This window comes from Kitasatospora sp. NPDC002965 (genome assembly GCF_040611255.1).
Lineage (GTDB): Bacteria > Actinomycetota > Actinomycetes > Streptomycetales > Streptomycetaceae > Kitasatospora.
Genome location: NZ_JBEXNT010000002.1, coordinates 88490 through 106199, shown reverse-complemented (window position 1 = coordinate 106199; position 17710 = coordinate 88490). Strand labels below are relative to the sequence as shown.

General features: G+C 72.2%; 15 protein-coding genes and 1 tRNA gene. 8 read left to right on the top strand and 8 right to left on the bottom strand.

Going from position 1 to position 17710, the window contains the following annotated elements; translation table 11 throughout:
* The first annotated feature begins 17 nt into the window (after positions 1-17).
* Positions 18-215 (top strand): hypothetical protein, encoded by a 198-nt coding sequence (locus tag ABZY91_RS01455; protein WP_355398960.1) that lies wholly within the window; start codon positions 18-20, stop codon positions 213-215.
* Positions 216-1138: 923 nt separating this feature from the next.
* Here ABZY91_RS01455 and ABZY91_RS01450 read toward each other — a convergent pair.
* Complete coding sequence (locus ABZY91_RS01450) at positions 1139-2035, bottom strand: DUF5324 family protein (protein WP_355398958.1); 897 nt, start codon at positions 2033-2035, stop codon at positions 1139-1141.
* Positions 2036-2330: 295 nt separating this feature from the next.
* Between ABZY91_RS01450 and ABZY91_RS01445 the strand changes: the two genes are divergently transcribed.
* Positions 2331-3236: a rhomboid family intramembrane serine protease gene (locus ABZY91_RS01445; RefSeq protein ID WP_355398956.1), complete on the top strand. Its 906-nt coding sequence runs from the start codon at positions 2331-2333 to the stop codon at positions 3234-3236.
* Between the two features lie 352 nt (positions 3237-3588).
* Here ABZY91_RS01445 and crgA read toward each other — a convergent pair whose 3' ends face one another.
* Positions 3589-3837, bottom strand: coding sequence for a cell division protein CrgA (gene crgA, locus ABZY91_RS01440; protein WP_329884791.1), 249 nt, complete (start codon positions 3835-3837; stop codon positions 3589-3591).
* A gap of 177 nt (positions 3838-4014) precedes the next feature.
* On the opposite strand from crgA, the gene ABZY91_RS01435 reads away from it, so the two are divergent.
* The 5 genes from ABZY91_RS01435 (at position 4015) to ABZY91_RS01415 (ending at position 8071) form a co-directional block, all read left to right on the top strand.
* Positions 4015-4773 carry a DUF881 domain-containing protein gene (locus tag ABZY91_RS01435; RefSeq protein ID WP_329885000.1) on the top strand — a complete coding sequence of 253 codons (759 nt, stop codon included), beginning with the start codon at positions 4015-4017 and terminating at the stop codon, positions 4771-4773.
* A gap of 45 nt (positions 4774-4818) precedes the next feature.
* Positions 4819-4998, top strand: a complete 180-nt coding sequence (locus ABZY91_RS01430; protein WP_329884790.1) for a hypothetical protein — start codon at positions 4819-4821, stop codon at positions 4996-4998.
* Positions 4999-5053: 55 nt separating this feature from the next.
* Positions 5054-5716 (top strand): aminodeoxychorismate/anthranilate synthase component II, encoded by a 663-nt coding sequence (locus tag ABZY91_RS01425; RefSeq protein WP_329884789.1) that lies wholly within the window; start codon positions 5054-5056, stop codon positions 5714-5716.
* 5 nt (positions 5717-5721) lie between these two features.
* Positions 5722-7170: a class E sortase gene (locus ABZY91_RS01420; protein WP_355398954.1), complete on the top strand. Its 1449-nt coding sequence runs from the start codon at positions 5722-5724 to the stop codon at positions 7168-7170.
* A gap of 163 nt (positions 7171-7333) precedes the next feature.
* Positions 7334-8071 carry a class E sortase gene (locus ABZY91_RS01415; protein WP_355399111.1) on the top strand — a complete coding sequence of 246 codons (738 nt, stop codon included), beginning with the start codon at positions 7334-7336 and terminating at the stop codon, positions 8069-8071.
* A gap of 196 nt (positions 8072-8267) precedes the next feature.
* On the opposite strand, the gene pknB is transcribed toward ABZY91_RS01415, so the two are convergent.
* The 6 genes from pknB to ABZY91_RS01385 form a co-directional block, all read right to left on the bottom strand.
* Positions 8268-10433, bottom strand: a complete 2166-nt coding sequence (pknB, locus tag ABZY91_RS01410) for a Stk1 family PASTA domain-containing Ser/Thr kinase (RefSeq protein WP_329949611.1) — start codon at positions 10431-10433, stop codon at positions 8268-8270.
* A 357-nt stretch (positions 10434-10790) separates the two neighbouring features.
* Positions 10791-12248: a penicillin-binding transpeptidase domain-containing protein gene (locus tag ABZY91_RS01405; RefSeq protein ID WP_329949612.1), complete on the bottom strand. Its 1458-nt coding sequence runs from the start codon at positions 12246-12248 to the stop codon at positions 10791-10793.
* Positions 12245-13729 (bottom strand): FtsW/RodA/SpoVE family cell cycle protein, encoded by a 1485-nt coding sequence (locus tag ABZY91_RS01400; protein WP_329884785.1) that lies wholly within the window; start codon positions 13727-13729, stop codon positions 12245-12247. The genes ABZY91_RS01405 and ABZY91_RS01400 overlap by 4 nt, the downstream gene beginning before the upstream one ends.
* Before the next feature lie 159 nt (positions 13730-13888).
* Entirely contained in the window at positions 13889-15589 is a 1701-nt protein-coding gene (locus ABZY91_RS01395; RefSeq protein ID WP_329949613.1) for a protein phosphatase 2C domain-containing protein, read from the bottom strand.
* Between the two features lie 53 nt (positions 15590-15642).
* Entirely contained in the window at positions 15643-16176 is a 534-nt protein-coding gene (locus tag ABZY91_RS01390) for an FHA domain-containing protein (RefSeq protein WP_329949614.1), read from the bottom strand.
* Positions 16177-16222: 46 nt separating this feature from the next.
* Complete coding sequence (locus ABZY91_RS01385) at positions 16223-17104, bottom strand: DUF3662 and FHA domain-containing protein (protein ID WP_329949615.1); 882 nt, start codon at positions 17102-17104, stop codon at positions 16223-16225.
* Positions 17105-17520: 416 nt separating this feature from the next.
* On the opposite strand from ABZY91_RS01385, the gene ABZY91_RS01380 reads away from it, so the two are divergent.
* Positions 17521-17604, top strand: a tRNA-Leu gene (locus tag ABZY91_RS01380).
* Positions 17605-17710: the final 106 nt, after the last annotated feature.

Sequence of the window (17710 nt, the reverse complement as noted above, 5' to 3'; positions counted from 1 at the left end):
GCCACCATCGAGGACACGTGCGCTTCCGCCGTACCACCCCGCCCCCGGCCGCCCCCGAGCGCGCCGCCGATGCCGCCGCACAGGCCGAGCTGGCCCGCTACTCAACCGAGGACGGCGACGAGGACGCATCGCGACACCGCCAGAACAAAGCCATCCGAGAGGCGCGCGGCCTGCGCATCCGGGACCGCGACGACCCGGACGCCGACATCGACTGATCGGCCCCACCGGGCCCGGGCGGGGCGCCAGGATGGACGCCCGGCCGCCCGGCCGGCAGAGAAGAGGAGCTCACCGTGAGCGGCATCATCCCGCCCGGCCGGCAGGGCCGGTGGGGCGTACGACGAGGCGGCGGCAGCAGTCGAGGCCCCAGCCGGACGCTCCGTCACCCCACCATGCCCCCGCCGGGAGTCCTCCCGGCGGTGCCCGAGGATCCGGACCAGCCGGACGAGACCGAGGAGACCGAGATGACGCCACAGAAGGACCCGTCGGGAGGATCTGGCGGGATCGGCGGGCCGAAAGCGCCGCCCGCCGCCCCGAAGACCCCGCCCCCGCCGCCGCCACCCTCGGAGTAGTCCCATCCCCGGCCGGCACGCTGCCCGTGCCGGCCGGGGTCTACCCGTCCCAGAACAGCCGCCAGGCCGCAGCGACGGCCACCTCTGAGCGAAGCGCAACTGTGACCGGGTGTAGATGCGTCGGCACCATGCGGCCAAGCCCAGTGATCGACGACAGCCGGGGCGGGCGGCTCGGCGACAAGGGCTGGCCCGAAACTCCGAGTGCCCCCAGGCGGGCAGGCACTCGGCGATGCCGGTCGACATGGGGGCCCAGCGCGAGGCTGGCCCGCCCGTCCAGATGACGGACCGTGACGACCGGGCCGCCCCCGCAGGTTCCCTGCGGGGGCGGTTCTGCGTCTAGAGCTCCATGATCATCTGTGCTGTCATGACAGCACGGACCGGCATCGAGCGACATTCAGAGACATCGAACGACATCGAAAGTGGCCCATTTGCCCGGCTCTGGCGCATCGTCGCAGGTCACAGTCTCGCAAAATAATAGTTCGAGTCTCCTAAGCTCCACAGTCGCCCACCGCGTGCGGGCAGCAGATCGGCCGCCGACCTGAATCCGGGTCAGCGGCCGATCTGCGTTCTCAGTGCGGTTTCCGGGGGTCGTGCGGCTTGGGGCGGTCGTCGTCGTGGCCGTGGTCCGGTCCGGACCCGGTGGCGGAGCCGTTGGACGGCACGGAGCTGTCGGGTCGGCCGACCGGTGGGCCCGGCTCGGGGGAGACGCCGCCGGCCTCGGGCCCGCCGCCGGTTCCCGGCCCCGCGGCGTCGGCCCTGGAGCCGTTCACCGCGTCGGTGGGGCCGCTGCCCGAGGCGTGGGCGCCGCCGGACCGTGCGGGGGCCGGTGACGTCCCGCTCGCCGGTTCGACCAGCCACTCCGGGTTGCTGTGGTGCCGCCACCACTGCCAGGCCACGATGCCGCTGCCGATCGCCAGGGCGCCCGCGACCGCCAGACCGGTGGCCCAGCCGCTGCGGTGGGCCTTCCTGCGGTTCCGGGCCGCGAGGTCGCCGATCTCGGCCGAGGTGACGTTGCCGTGCAGGGCGGTCAGTGCGGCGGCGCTGCGGGTCTGTGCCTCCTGTGCGACCGGGGTGACGGTGGCGCGGGCCTCCTCGACCGCCTGGACGACCTTGGTGCCGACCGTGGTGCGTGCCTGGTCCGCGGCCTTGGTGGCGGCCAGGCGGGCGGCCAGGGCGGCCTCCTGGGCCCGGTGGAAGGCCTTGAGGGTGTTCTGCTGGGCCTCCGGCGGCAGGCTGGCGAAGGCGTGACCGATCTGCGGGGCGATGCGCCGGTCATACTGGACGCGCGCGCTGTGGGCGGCCTGGGAGGCCTTCGGGCCCAGTGCGTCCAGGGTGGGGCCCAGGCGCTGCTTGGCGCTGTCCGCGAGGTTGCCGGCCGTCTCACGAGCTGAGTCCAAACGGGTCACGAGTCTCTCCTCCTGGTGGCGTCTTTTATGCACATATCCACCTGAATGCTGATCATGCATCCTGATCCGGCCGGTGGCACTCCGGAGTGGGCCGTACGCGCGGCGTGCCCGGCGGGCGCGCGGGCGCGGGCGCGGGGCCGGGGGGCGGCGCCGGGGCCGGACGCAGGGCCGGCTCCGGGCCCGGGAAGGGCGGCGAGCCGCGGGCGCGGGGGAGGGTGGGGCCGTGGGGCGGGGGGTATGGCCGCAGTAGGCTGGCCGTTCCGGCGGCGTTCGCCGGGACCGCGTTCGCGTCGTCGCGGCAGGGCGAGGTACGTCGCAGCAGGTCGTGGCAGGTCGTGGCGGAAGGGGAAAACCGATGCTCCCGGACGAGCCGAGGCAGCCGACCGACCGGGCCCCCGGGCCGGGCGGTGCGAGCGGGCTGTCCCGCTGCTACCGGCACCCCGAGCAGGAGACCGGCATCGGCTGCTCCCGCTGCGGTCGGCCGATCTGCCCGCAGTGCATGGTGAACGCGTCGGTCGGCTTCCACTGCCCGGAGTGCGTCAGCGAGGGCGGTCGCCAGGTCCGCCGGGCGACCACCCGGTTCGGCGGGCAGCCGGCCGGGGACGGCGCCCTGGTCACCAAGGTGCTGATCGGCGTCAACCTGGCGGTCTTCGTGCTGGCCGCCTACGTCCTCAAGCCCTGGCTGGCCGACGACCTCATGCTGGTCAGCTTCGACCCGCGCTACACCGGTTTCCCGTACGGCGTCGCCGAGGGACCGGAGCAGTGGTACCGGCTGCTGACCGCGGTCTTCCTGCACACCGCGCCCTGGCACATCGCCACCAACATGCTGATGCTCTGGGTGATGGGCCCCGCGCTGGAGTCGGCGCTGGGACGGCTCCGCTTCCTGACGCTCTACCTGCTCTCGGGACTGGCCGGCAGTGCGTTCGCGTTCCTGCTGGACGGCGACGGGATGAAGTCGCTGGGCGCCTCGGGCGCGATCTTCGGCCTGCTCGGCGCGACCCTGGTGATGTACCGCAAGGTCCGGGCGCCGCTCGGCCCGGTGGCCGCGCTGCTGGTGTTCAACCTGATCGTCACCTTCTCGGTGCCCGGGATCGACTGGCGGGCGCACCTCGGCGGTCTGGTCGCGGGGACGCTGACCGCGGCGGGCCTGATGTACGCCCCGCGCGCCAACCGGGCGGCGGTGCAGGGGCTGACGGTGGCGGGGGTGGCCGGGCTGGTCCTGCTGATGGTTCTGGTGGGTACGGCCAGCTACGGCGGGTGACGCCTCCGCACGGTTGTCCACAGCGGGTGGGTGGCTGTGCACAGGCGGTGCTGAGGCCCGGGTGCGGACGACTGTTCTACGCGTGTCCTGCTGTGCGTATCCGGCATTCGGGGGAGGGGCGCGCGAGGGTGTGGAAAGCGCCCCCGGCGCGAGTTATCCACAGGCCCGTGTGACTTTTCCCCAGTGTGGATAACCATGTGGATAAACGCGATAAGCGGGATAACCGATGGGACATGTCGGGAGAAACCTCTACAGGTTTCGTACATGTCCGGCAATCCGGGCACCGCGAAGCCGCCCCGGGGACCCGACGGTCCCGGGGCGGCGGAATGCGCTCAGGGGTGGAGCCCCGGCGTCACTTCCACTGGGTGGAGACGCCGAACCCCGCCGCGATGAAGCCGAAGCCCACCAGGATGTTCCAGTTCCGCCAGCTCTCCACCGGCCAGCTGCCGCTCGTCACGTAGTAGGTGACGATCCAGACCAGGCCGATCAGGAACAACGCCAGCATCAGGGGTGCAACCCAGCCGCGGCCCGAACTGATCTTCACCGTGACCGTGGTCGGCGGGGTGTAGTCGGACTTCTTGCGGAGTCGAGACTTCGGCACGAGGAGCTCTCCTGTCGATGCGCTGTGACCGCGCAGGGGTTCAGCGGGGGCGAGGCGGCCGGCGGTGGCGTTTGGGGAGAACGTTAAGGGGAGCGACCCCGCACATGCCACCGGCGTCCGTTAGCGTAGTGGCTCGGCGGGTCTGAAGGAGATAAGGGTACGGTGCCTAATTTGTCGATTCCCCCTCGGCCGCCCCGTACCGGGTCCGCCGGCACCCGAATTGTCGGACGTGCCCTGACCTGCGCCGTCTTCGCGCTCGCCGGGCTGCTCTTCTACATCAGCGCGCAGACCGCCCGCGGCACCGATCTGCGGACCGACAACTCGTTGCTCAGCCTCTCCGACGTGATACGGCAGCGCAGCGCCCAGAACCAGCAGTCCCAGGCCCAGCTCGCCGACCTCCAGGAGCGGGCCCGGCAGCTCACCGACCAGCAGGGCCGCAGCCCGGCCGACGCCGCCCGGCTGACCGCCCTGGAACAGGCCGCCGCGCTGGACCCGCTCCAGGGCCCGGGCCTCACCGTCACCCTCAACGACGCCCCGCCGAACGCGACCGCGCGCATCCCCGGGGTGCCGGAGCCGGGCGTCAACGACCTGGTGATCCACCAGCAGGACATCCAGGCCGTGGTCAACGCGCTCTGGCGGGGCGGCGCCGAGGGCGTCCAGGTGATGGACCAGCGGCTGATCTCCACCAGCGCCGTCCGCTGCGTCGGCAACACCCTGCTGCTCCAGGGCCGGGTCTACTCACCGCCCTACGTGGTGAGGGCGGTCGGGAGGACGGACGCGCTGCGCGGGGCGGTCGAGTCGGACCCGACGATCCGCAACTACCTGAAGTACGTCCAGGCCTACGGGCTGGGCTGGAAGGTCCAGGAGAGCGGGGACCTCGCCCTGCCCGGCTTCACGGGGACGGCGGACCTCCGCTCGGCGACCGGGCAGCAGTAGGGCAGGTCTACTCTTGTCCCCAGTCTGATACGTCGAGGGAGCACCATGTACGGCTGGATCTGGCGACACCTCCCGGGGCCCTCCCCGGTCAAGGCCGTCATCTCGCTCCTCCTCGTGCTGGGAGTGGTCTACCTCCTCTTCACGTACGTCTTCCCGTGGGCGGAACCGCTCCTCCCCTTCGGAGACGTCACAGTGGACGGGGGCGACGACGGCGCCGTCGGCTGACCCCGGCGGAACCGCCCCTCGTCCCCAGTCCCCGCACCCCACGGAGAACGCGCGCATGACCACCCAGCCGGCCCCGCCCCGCATCCTGGTCGTCGACAACTACGACAGCTTCGTCTTCAACCTGGTCCAGTACCTCTACCAGCTCGGCGCCACCTGCGAGGTGGTCCGCAACGACGAGGTGACGGTCGGGCACGCGGTCCGCCGCGAGGGCGACACCGGATTCGACGGGGTGCTGCTCTCCCCCGGCCCGGGCTCCCCGGAGGAGGCCGGCGTCTGCATCGAGATGGTGCACCACTGCGCGCGGATCGGGCTGCCGGTGTTCGGCGTCTGCCTGGGCCTGCAGTCGATCGCGGTGGCGTACGGAGCGGTGGTCGACCGGGCACCCGAGCTGCTGCACGGCAAGACCTCGCCGGTCGAGCACGAGGACGGCGGGGTGTTCGCGGGACTGCCCTCGCCGCTCATCGCGACCCGGTACCACTCGCTGGCGGTCGAACCCGCCACCGTGCCGGACGAGCTGGTGGTCACCGCACGCACCGAGAGCGGCGTGATCATGGGCCTGCGCCACCGCGAGCTGGCGGTCGAGGGCGTGCAGTTCCACCCCGAGTCGGTGCTCACCGAGGGCGGTCACCGGATGCTCGCCAACTGGCTTGCCGAGTGCGGCGACCCGCTGGCCGTGGACCGTTCGGCCGGGCTCGCCCCGGTGATCGGCCGGGGCTGAGCGGCGTGACCGCGGTGCGTCCGGAGGGGCGCTACCAGCCGGACGCGGACCCGCAGGGCGGCGCCGCGGACCCGGGCGCCGGCCCGTACCCGCACGACCCGTACCGGCAGCCGTACCCTCCGGAGCAGTACCCGCAGGAGCAGTACCCGCAGGAGCCCCAGGGGCAGTACCCCCAGGAGCAGTACGTCCAGGGACAGCAGGCCCAGGGGCAGTACGCCCGGACCCCGTACCCGCAGGCGCCGTACCAGCAGGCCGGGCAGACGCCGTACGAGCAGGCCGGGCAGACGCCGTACGAGCAGGGGCCGTACGGCGCTGAGCCGTACCCGCAGAACGGCCAGTACCCGCAGAACGGCCAGTACCAGCAGTACGACCCGTACCGGGCCCAGCAGCTCCAGCAGGGCGGGCACGTGCCCGCGCAGCAGGGGCAGGGGCGGAACCACGGTCAGGACCCGGTCCAGGGCGGCCACCCGGCGCCGAGCGGAGCCGAGGACGGCTGGGGCGTCTACGAGCAGGCCGCGCCGGCCCAGGAGGCGCTCGGGCCGCGTCCGGACGCCCAGGAGGCCCCCGGGAGCCCCTTCGAGACGCTCGCGGCGGCCGAGACGGTCACCATGGCCGCGGTGGCCGGCGCGGACGGTCCGCCGGCCGGCGGCGGCCGGGCCGAGCGCCGCCGCGCCGCGCAGGGCCGGACGTCCGTGCGCCCGGGCAACGGGCGCCGCCGGGCGGCCGGCCGGGGCGCCGCGGGCCGGACCAAGGAGTCGCCGGCGGTGGTCGCCGCCCGCTTCCTCGGCGAGTTCTGCATCACCCTCGGCCTGGTGATGCTGCTCTTCGTCTCCTACCAGCTCTGGTGGACCAACGTGCAGGCCGACGCGGCCGCCGACGGCGCCCGCAACCAGCTGGAGGAGCAGTTCGACGCCGGTCAGCCGGCCCCGGCCGCGCCGGGCCAGCCGGCCCCCGACCCGGCCAAGCCGGAGACCTTCGAGCCCGGCAAGGGCTTCGCGATCATCCACATGCCGAAGCTGGGCCAGAAGTTCCCGATCGCCGAGGGCACCGCCAAGGGCTCCGTCCTGGACAAGGGACTGGTGGGCCACTACACCGGCACCGGCATGCCGGCCGACAAGGCGGGCAACTTCGCGCTGGCCGCGCACCGCAACACCCACGGCGAGCCGTTCCGGCGGATCAACCAGCTCGGCAAGGGCGACAAGATCGTGGTGGAGACCGCGACCGCCTACTTCACGTACGAGGTCACCGGGGGCATCCCGGAGACCCCGCCGTCCAACGTGAGCGTGATCAAGCCGGTCCCGAACGGCGCCGGCTACGGCCAGGCCGGCCGCTACATCACGCTGACCACCTGCACGCCGGAGTTCAGCTCGAAGTACCGGCTGATCGTCTTTGGCAAGATGATCGACGAACGGCCGCGCAGCCAGGGCAAGCCGGCCGCCCTCACGGCGGGCTGACGACGGCCCCGGGGCGGCCCGAGGGCGGCCCGGGAAGGGGAGAGACGTGACCCAGGGGACCGAGGTGGTGGCCGAGGAGGCCTTCCCGCCGCCCGAACCCGCACCCGCGCACGGGGACGGGCCCGGGCGCGGCCCGGCCGGCCGGCGGCGTCGTGGACGGGCGCTGGCCGTGCTCGGGGTCTTCGGCGAGCTGCTGATCACCCTGGGGCTGGTGCTCGGCCTCTTCGTCTCCTACTCGCTCTGGTGGACCGACGTGCTGGCGGACCGTTCCGCCGCCGTGGCCTCCGACCAGCTGCGCGAGTCCTGGGCGGCCGGCCCGGCCACTCCCCCGTCGAGCGCCCCGGGCACCCCCGGCGCCTCCGGCGCTCCGGCACCGGCCGGCACACCGGGAGCCGGACCGTCCTACGCGGCGGGCGACGGGATCGGCTTCCTGCACGTCCCCGCGATGGGCCGGGACTACCAGGTGCTGATCCGGATGGGCACCGACCCCGACACCCTGTCCGAGGGCGTCGCCGGGGTGTACGAGCAGCCGTACCGCTCGGCGATGCCCTGGGACGCCACCGGCAACTTCACGCTGGCGGCGCACCGGGACGGCCACGGCGCGAAGTTCCACGACCTGGACGCCGTGGGCAAGGGCGCCGCGGTCGTCGTCGAGACACGGGACAAGTGGTACGTCTACCGGGTCGACAACACCCTGCCGGAGACGTCCAAGTTCGACACCGGCATCGTCGCGCCCGTACCGAAGGGCTCCGGCTACGCCGGGCCCGGCCGGTACATCACGCTGACCACCTGCACGCCGGTCTACACCTCGCGCTACCGGATGGCGGTCTGGGGGAGCCTGGTGCGGGTGGACGACATGGACGCCAAGCGCACCCCGCCGCCGGAGCTGCGGCACTCCTGAGGCCGCGCCGCAGCGGCGGGGCGCCCGGCGCGCGCCCGGCGCCCGGAAACGCCCGAGGGCCCGTCGACACTCCGTCGACGGGCCCTCGGGCGTTCAAGCGCTCGGGCATTCAAGCGCTCGGGCGTTCAGGTGCTCCCGGAAACAACTCGGCCGGCCGACCCGGTTCCGACGTGCTCAGAACCAGGGGAACCAGGGCTTAGTTGTTGGGTCCCCCTTTGGTGTTGGAGGGCGTGGGGATACCGGGGATCCCGGGGATGGTGGGGGTGTCGCCCCCTTTGGGCGGATCCGCCGCCTTGGTCATCAGCCCGATCGAGGTCTGCGGGTCCACCTGGGTCCCGGCCTGCGGGGTGGAACTGGTGACCAGCGAGGCCGGGTCCGCCGGACCGAACACGATGGTGTACTTCAGGCCCGCGGTCTCCAGCTGCTTGATGGCGTCCCTGAGGACGACGTTCGTCAGCGGCGGGACGGTGACCTTGTCCGGCGCCTTGAAGACGGTCAGCTGGATCTTCGAGGCCGCCGCGACCTTGCTGTTGGCCGTCGGCGTCTGCGAGGCCACGGTGTTGACCTTGCTCGGGTCGTTGGTCGTGGTGGTCTTCGAGGCGTCGACCTGGAAGCCGGCGCTCTCCAGGGTGGCCTGCGCGGCCTCCTTGGGCTGGCCGACCACGTTGGGCACGGCGACCTTCGCCTTGCCCTGCGAGACGGTGAGCTTGATCGGGGCGGTCGGGTCGGCACCCGCGTTGGGGGGCGGGTCCTGGCCGGTGACCTGCTCCAGCGGAGCGTTCTCGTCGTCCTTGTACTCGGAGGTGACGTTGGTGAACCCGGCGTCGGCCAGCGCCTTGACGGCCTGTTCCTTGGTCTTGCCGGTCACGGCCGGCACGGCGGCCTTGGCCGGGCCGGAGGAGAGCTGCACGGTGATCGTGCCGGCCTCCGCGAGCTGGCCGCCGACCGCCGGGTTCTGGGTGCAGACCTGGTCCTTCTTCACCGCGGCGTCCGGGCAGGCGACCTTCTCGCCCTCGGTGACCACCAGCTTGGGACCGGCCTGGGCGGCGAGCGTCTTGGCCTCCGCCAGGCTCTTGCCGACCAGGTTCGGCACCGCGACCTTCGGCGCCTCCTTCGGGGTGTCGCCCTTCGAGTTGCCGAACATCGCCTGCGCGACGAAGAAGGTGCCCACCAGGACCAGGACGGCGGCGACCGCCAGCACGATCCAGGAGGTGTTGCTCTTCTTCGGCGGCTCCCCGCCGCGCCGGCCGCTGCGGCCGTACCCGTCGTCGTAGCCGTCGTTGCCGCCGCCCTGGGCGCCGGCGTAGGTCTGGCCGTACCCGTCGTCGTAGCCGGGGCCCTGGGGCTGCGGGTAGCCGGCCGGGGAGGCCTGCGGCAGCACCGTGGTCGGCCCGCCGGCGGCGTGCTGCGGCAGCATGTTGGTCTGGCCGTACGGGTCGTGCTGCGGGTAGCCGTTCTGGTCGTAGCCGTACCCGGCGGCGCCCATGCCGTAGGCGGCGGCCTGCTGGGCGGCGGCCACCGGCAGGCCGTCGAGGAAGCGCTCGATGTCGTCGCGCATCTCGTCGGCGCTCTGGTAGCGGTAGTCGCGGTCCTTGGCGAGCGCCTTGAGCACGATCGCGTCGACCTCGGGGCGGACCTCGGGGTCGAAGACGGACGGCGGCTGAGCCTCCTCCCGGACGTGCTGGTAGGCGACCGCCACGGGGGAGTCGCCGACGAACGGCGGGCGGACGGTCAGCAGCTCGTAGAGCAGGCAGCCGGTGGAGTAGAGGTCGGACCTGGCGTCCACCTGCTCGCCCTTGGCCTGCTCCGGGGAGAGGTACTGGGCGGTGCCGATGACGGCCGAGGTCTGCGTCATCGTCATGCCGGCGTCGCCCATCGCGCGGGCGATGCCGAAGTCCATGACCTTGACGTTGCCCTGCCGGGTCAGCATGACGTTGGCGGGCTTGATGTCGCGGTGCACGATGCCGGCCCGGTGCGAGTACTCCAGGGCCTGCAGGATGCCGATGGTCATCTCCAGCGCGCGCTCCGGCAGCAGCCGGCGCCCGGAGTGCAGCAGCTCCCGCAGCGTGGACCCCTCGACGTACTCCATCACGATGTACGGGATGGAGATCCCGTCGATGTAGTCCTCGCCGGTGTCGTAGACGGCGACGATGGCGGGGTGGTTGAGTGACGCCGCGGACTGTGCCTCACGACGGAAGCGGGCCTGGAACGACGGATCCCGGGCCATGTCGGCCCGGAGCGTCTTCACTGCGACGGAGCGGCCGAGCCGGGTGTCATGGCCGAGGTACACCTCGGCCATGCCGCCGCGTCCCAGGACGCCGCCGAGCTCGTACCTGCCGCCTAGGCGACGAGGCTCTTCCATAGTTCCGACCCTCTCCCTCACCCGCCGGTGAGGTTCTGACGTAGGTGTCCCCGCACGCTCCCTGTGACGCCGCCCGGGCCCCGGGTGGTTCTGCGTTCAGGACCGTGCGGCGTCTCGCGGGCGGCAACGGGTACACCCGCTGCTGCGGATACGCTACCGGTCGCACCGCGCCGGACCCGAGTCGACCGCAGGCCGATATCAGACCGGTACCCGGACAGGGGTGCCGATCGTGACATTTCACTCACCCGCGGAAGCCGTCCGCGCCCGCCCCGGGGGCCTCCCGGAACGGGCGGAAGCGGTGGATCAGGCGGGCCCAGCGGACCCGGTCGGCCGGGCACGACCGGCCGGACCGGCCGGCTACTTCCCGAGCGTCGCCTGCATCACCGACTTGGCGATCGGCGCGGCCAGCCGGCCGCCGCTGATGCCGTCACGGTTGTTGGAGCCGTCCTCGACCACCACCGCGACCGCGACCGAGCGGCCGTCGGCCGCCTTGGCGTAGGAGGTGAACCAGGCGAACGGCAGACCCGCGTTGTCCTCGCCGTGCTGGGCGGTGCCGGTCTTGCCGCCGACCGTCAGGTCGGGGATCCGGGCGTTCCTGCCGGTGCCGTTCTCGACCACCGAGACCATCATCTCCTGCAGCTTCTGCGCGGTGGCCGGGCTGATCGGCTGCGAGAACTGCTTCTCGGTGTGCTTGGAGATGGTGGTCAGCGAGGCCGAGCGCTCCTGGTCGACCAGGTAGGGCTGCATCAGCGAGCCGTTGTTGGCGATCGCCGCCGTCACCATGGCGATCTGCAGGGGCGTGGCCCGGGTGTCGTGCTGGCCGATGGAGTCGAGCGCGGTGCCGTCCGGGGTCGAGTCGGTCGGGAAGACGCTCTTCTCGGAACGGACGGGGGTGTCCACGGTGCTGTTGAAGCCGAACTTCTCGGCCTGCGCCCGCATCTTGTCCTTGCCCAGGTCCGCGCCGATCTTGCCGTAGACCGTGTTGCAGGACTGGTCCATGCCGGACTTGAGCGTGGCGTTCTCGCACTGCTCCTTGTCGGACTCGTTCTTCAGCTCGGTCTTGGTGCCGGGCAGGACGTACGGGTTCGGCGTCTTGGTGGCGTCGTCGATGTTCTGGTAGAGGCCGTTCTCGAACGCCGCCGCCGCGGTGACCAGCTTGAAGGTCGAGCCCGGCGGGTAGGTCTCGCGCAGCGCCCGGTTGAGCATCGGCTTGTTCGGGTCGGCGTTGAGGTCCGTCCACGCCTTGGAGTCGGCGGACTCGTTGCCGGCGAAGACACCGGGGTCGTACGACGGCGTGGAGACCAGGGCCAGGATCGCGCCCGTGCGCGGGTCGAGCGCGACGACCGCGCCCTTCTTGTTGCCGAGCCCCTCGAAGGCGGCCTTCTGCGCCTTGGCGTTGATGGTGGTGACGACGTCACCGCCCTTCTTCGGCTCCCCGGTCAGCATGTCCAGGGTGTTGCGGAAGAAGAGCCGGTCGTCGTTGCCGGAGAGCACGCCGTCCTCCAGCTGCTCCAGCTGGCTGGCCCCGAAGGCCTGCGAGGAGTAGCCGGTGACCGGCGCGTACATCGGGCCGTCGACCCAGGACCGCTTGTACTTGTAGCGCAGGCCGTTGACGAAGGCGGACTGGGTGACCGGCTGGCCGTCGACGATGATGTTGCCGCGCGGGTGGGCGTACCGGTCGTAGACCTGGCGCTTGTTGTTCTTGTTGGTGGCCCAGGCGTCGGCCTGGACGCCCTGCACCCAGTTGGTGCGCACCATGAGGGCCAGGATCAGGACGAGACAGAAGATCGAGACCCGGCGGATCGGCTTGTTCACGAGGCTGCTCCCCCCTGGAGCTCGCTGGCGGGAGCGGGTTCCACGCCCGGGCGGCGGGCGCTGTCGCTGATCTTCAGCAGGATCGCGACCAGGGCCCAGTTGGCGACCACCGAGGACCCGCCCTGGGCGAGGAACGGCATGGTCATACCGGTCAGCGGGATCAGCCCGGTGACGCCGCCGGCCACCACGAAGACCTGGAGCGCCATGGCCGAGGAGAGGCCGACGGCGAAGAGCTTGCCGAACGGGTCGCGGGTGGCGACGGCGGTGCGCAGGCCGCGCTGGATCAGCAGGGCGTAGAGCATGAAGATCGCCATCATGCCGGTGAGGCCCAGCTCCTCGCCGAAGGAGCCGAGGATGAAGTCGCTCTTGGCGGCGAAGTCGATCAGCCAGGACCGACCCTGCCCGAGGCCGGAGCCGGTCACCCCGCCCGAGCCGAGCGCCATCAGCGACTGGCCGATCTGCTCGGTGGCGCCGGGCGGGTGGTTCGGCGAGAAGGCGGCCATCGGGTCGAGCCAGGCGTCGATGCGGGTCTTCACGTGGCTGGTGGTGGAGGCCACCAGGACCGCGCCGCTGACCGACATCAGGAGGCCGAAGATGATCCAGCTGGTCCGTTCGGTGGCGACGTAGAGCATCACCACGAAGAGGCCGAAGTACAGGAAGGACGAGCCGAGGTCGTTCTCGAAGATCAGGATCAGCAGGCTGAGGAGCCAGATCACGATGATCGGACCGAGGTCGCGGCCGCGCGGCAGGTAGAGGCCCATGAAGCGGCGGCTGGCCAGGGCCAGGGCGTCCCGCTTGACCATCAGGTAGCCGGCGAAGAAGACGGTCAGGATGATCTTGGCGAACTCGCCGGGCTGGATCGAGAAGGCGCCCATCCGGATCCAGATCTTGGCCCCGAAGTCCTCCTGGCGCGCCGGGAAGAAGGCCGGCGCGGCGAGCAGCACCAGGGCCACCACCATCGAGATGTAGGTGTAGCGCTGGAGGACCCGGTGGTCCTTCAGGAAGACCATCACCACGATGAAGAACGCGACCCCGAGCCCCGACCACATCAGCTGGTTGGGGGCCGCCGCGAAGTTCTTGTGCAGCAGCGGTCCGGCCTTGTCGAGCCGCCAGATCATCACCACGCCGAGCCCGTTGAGCAGGGTGGCGATGGGCAGCATCAGCGGGTCCGCGTAGGGGGCGAACTTCCGCATCAGCAGGTGCGCGATCAGCGCGAGGGCCCCCATGCCGAGGCCGTAGCCGAGCATGCCGGTGGGCAGCGCGTCGTCCATCGCCAGGCCCACGTTGGCGTAGGCCAGGACCGGCAGCAGCACCGCGAAGGCCAGCAGGGCCAGCTCGGTGTTGCGGCGGTTCGGCGTGCCCTGCGGCGAGATGGTGGTGTTGCCGCGGCGCCGCGAGGACGCGCGGTCGGCGGGGACACCGCCGGCCCGGCGTCCGTCGGACCGGTTGTTCGCGTCGTTGCTCAGGTCGAAGGTGCTCATGCTCCCGCCTCTCCCCCGGCCCCGGGCCCGGGGGACACCCGGGGACCGGCGGGGGCGTTCGCCCGGGAACGCCTCTCGGTGGTCTGCTCGCTCACGTGGTGGCCGCTCCCTGCCGGCCGGCGGGCCCGCGCGGGGCGGGCCTATGTCGGGTCGCGGCCGTCACGGCTTCGGGCAGGAGTCGGCCCGCTGCCGCTCCTCGTCGCTCAGGCCGGGCAGGTCGTTCTGCGGTGCGGCCGGTGCGGCGGCGCTCTGGCTGGGCGCGGCCGCGGACGGCGTGGCGGGGGCCGGAGAGCTCTGGGTCGGGGTGGGCGAGGGCACGCCCGCCGCCGGGGCCCGGGTGGTGGACGGGCTGGGCGGCGCGGTGGCGGTCACGAACCCGGCCTGCAGCGTCGTCCCGGCGGGTCCGCCGGCCGCCGAGGCGGGGACGGTCGGGGCCGTCCCGGGGAGCGCGGGTACCGTCCCGGGGACGGTGTTGGCCGCGGCGGTCCGGGCGTCGGCGACCTTGCGGCAGAGCGCGGCCTGCTCGCCCAGCTTCTTCACCTTGTCGCCGGCGTCGCCGAGACTGCTCGCCGAGATGGTGTTGGCGACGTGGGTGCGCTGGTCCTGCGGCAGGAACTTGAGTTCGATGTCCTTGTACGGGGTGTGCACCGAGGAGAGGTTCAGTCCGGCCAGGCTCTGGTGGACGCCCTGGTAGACCGCGACGTGGTCGCCGTCGGCGCCGACGTAGTACTGGCTCTGGGTCCACTGGTAGCCGAAGAAGCCGCCCGCGCCGAGCAGGCCCAGCGTGACCAGGCCGACCAGCGAGAACGCCAGCGCCCGGTTCTTCCGCTTCGGGCGGGGCTCCTCGTCGAAGTCCTCGGCGCCGTACGCCGCGGGTTCGCCGGCGTAGCCCTCCGGGTACCCCTCGGGGTAGCCCTCGGCCGGGCCGAAGCCGCCCTGGCCGTCGCCCGGGTGGCCGGGGTCGTAGCCCGCGGCCGGGCCGAACGCGCCCTGCGGGCCGCGGCCGAGCCCGGCGGCACGGCCGGCCGGGGTGTCGCGGATCGACCGGTCGGCGGCGGCCGAGGACGGCGGGGTCTCGGCGACCGCGCCGACCACCACGGGGACGTCGCTGAACTGGCCGCTCAGGGTGTCCGTGGCGCCGACGTCGAGGACGTCCGCGACGATGCAGGTGATGTTGTCCGGACCGCCGCCGCGCAGGGCGAGCTGGATCAGCTCCTGCACGGTCTGCTCGGGCGAGTAGTAGCTGCCGAGGGTGTCCTGGAGGGTCTGGTGGCTGACCGGGCCGGAGAGGCCGTCGGAGCAGATCAGGTAGCGGTCGCCGGCCCGGACCTCGCGGATCGAGAGGTCGGGCTCGACCTGGCCGCGGCCGTCCAGCGCCCGCATCAGCAGTGAGCGCTGCGGGTGGGTCTCGGCCTCCTCCGGGGTGATCCGGCCCTCGTCGACCAGCCGCTGCACCCAGGTGTGGTCCTGGGTGATCTGCACCAGTGCGCCGTCGCGCAGCAGGTAGGCGCGGGAGTCGCCGACGTGGACGAGGCCCATCCGCTGGCCGGTCCAGAGCATCGCGGTGAGGGTGCAGCCCATGCCTTCGAGCTGCGGGTCCTCCTCGACCATCTGGCGAAGCCGGTCGTTGGCGCCCTGGACCGCATCGCCGAGGAGGGTCAGCAGATCGGCGCCCGGCACGTCCTCGTCCAGCCGGACGATCGAGCCGAGCACTTCGGAGGACGCGACCTCACCGGCCGCCGCACCGCCCATGCCGTCGGCCACGGCCAGCAGCCGCGGGCCGGCATAGCCGGAGTCCTCGTTCCCCTCCCGGATCAGTCCCTTGTGGGAGCCGGCGGCGAAGCGCAGCACCAGGGTCATGCGACCTGTGCCCCCCTCTGGGTCATGGACGGGATGCTGTCCCTCATGCGCTACTACTTCCGCAGTTCGATGACGGTCCTGCCGATACGGATCGGCATGCCAGGCTGGAGCGGGGTCGGCGCGGTCAGGCGCTGACGGTCCAGATAGGTGCCGTTGGTGGAGCCTAGATCCTCGACCGTCCACTGCCCAGTCTGGTCGGGATAGATCCTGGCATGCCGGGAGGACGCGTAGTCGTCGTCCAGCACGATGGTGGAGTCATGAGCCCGGCCCAGGGTGATGGTCTGGCCCTGGAGCGCGACGGTGGTCCCGGCCAGCGAGCCCTGGACCACGACGAGCTGGGTGGGTGCGCCGCGACGGCGCCCGCCGCCCTGGGTCTGCGGACCGCCGGAGGGCTGGGCCTGCGCCCCGCGTCCCGGCGCCGGGGTCGCGGTGCCGGCCGCGGCCGCGGCGGCGCCCCGGCGGGACGCACGGGGGTTCACCCTCGTCCCGAACAGGTCGCTGCGGATCACCTGGACCGCCACGATGACGAACAGCCACAGGACGGCGAGGAAGCCGAGCCGCATGACCGTGAGGGTCAGTTCTGACATGGCCGGCCCGCCCGTGAGTGAGCGAAGCGCGCGAACAAATCGGACACTACCCTTCGACCTGTCGGTAGACGATGGTGGTGGAGCCCACGACGATTCGAGAGCCGTCGCGGAGCGTAGCGCGCTGGGTGTGCTGTCCGTCCACCACGATGCCGTTGGTGGAACCCAGGTCGAGCACCATCGAGGGGGTACCGGGCCGGATCTCGGCGTGCTTGCGGGAGACTCCGGGGTCGTCGATGCGCACGTCGGCCTCGGTCGAGCGGCCGAGCACGCACGCGTTCCCGGTGATCTGGTGCCGGGCGCCGTTCACCTCGATCCAGCGGCGCACCGACGTGCCGTGGCCGGCGCCCGGGAACGGGCGCACGTTGCCGCCGCCGGGGGCACCGGGGGGCGCGGCGGGGGGAGCGGCGGGCGGCGGGGGCGGGCTGTACGGGGCGGTGCCCTGCTGCTGCTGCCACGGTGCGCCGGGAGCCGGGGCGGCCGGCGGCCGCCCGTAGCCGGGCTGGGTGGGCTGCGCGGGCGCCTGTTGCTGCTGTTGCGGGGGCGGCGGGGACTCCTCGGCCGCCAGGGTGCGGCTGCGCACCCGGTACAGGCCGGTGTCGAGGTCGTCCGCCTTCTCCAGGTTCACCTGGAGCGGGCCCATGAAGCTGTACCGCTGGGCCTCGGCGTACTCGCGGACCATGCCGGACAGCTCGGTGCCCAGCTGCCCGGAGTAGGGGCTCAGCCGCTCGAAGTCGTGCGGGCTCAGCTCGACGATGAAGTCGTTGGGCACGACGGTGCGCTCGCGGTTCCAGATGCTCGCGTTGTTGTCGCACTCGCGCTGCAGCGCTCCGGCGATCTCCACGGGCTGGACCTCGGACTTGAACACCTTGGCGAAGGTGCCGTTGACGAGACCCTCGAGTCGCTGCTCGAACTTCTTCAGCACTCCCATGGGGCACCCCCTTCCAGGGTTCGTTCGCCTGCCTGCCGACCGGATTCCGGGGAGCCGGTCGCGCCTACTTGCGGTACTTCCGTACTGATCGTATCCACGCCGGGGCCATCCGTACGGTTCCCGGACCACGTGGTGCCCGGGGGTGGGCTCGGACACACAGGGTGACGCATTCGGGCGGCAGCATGCCAGGGCTACCCGTTCGACGGGCCCGCCATCCCTCGTCCGCCTGTTCGCCGGGCATCCGTTCGGATGCGCCCGGCCTCTGCGGGGAACGGATTCGGAGGTGACCCGCTGGTCGTGCTACTGTTTTCCACGTCGGAAGGGGCACCCGCAAGGGGGCCGGATCGAAGAGACGCAAGGGCCACATGGTACCGAGCAGCTCGGCTGATCGGCCGGCAACCACGACAGACACCCATGCGCGGGTGGCGGAATAGGCAGACGCGCTGGATTCAGGTTCCAGTGCCCGAAAGGGCGTGGGGGTTCAACTCCCCCCTCGCGCACAGTGAAACCCCGCAGGTCTTCGGACCTGCGGGGTTTTCTCGTTCTCCGGGGGTGCCCCCGCCTCCGGAGGGAGCCGGAGGAGGCCCGTTCCGAGGCGCGTCCCGG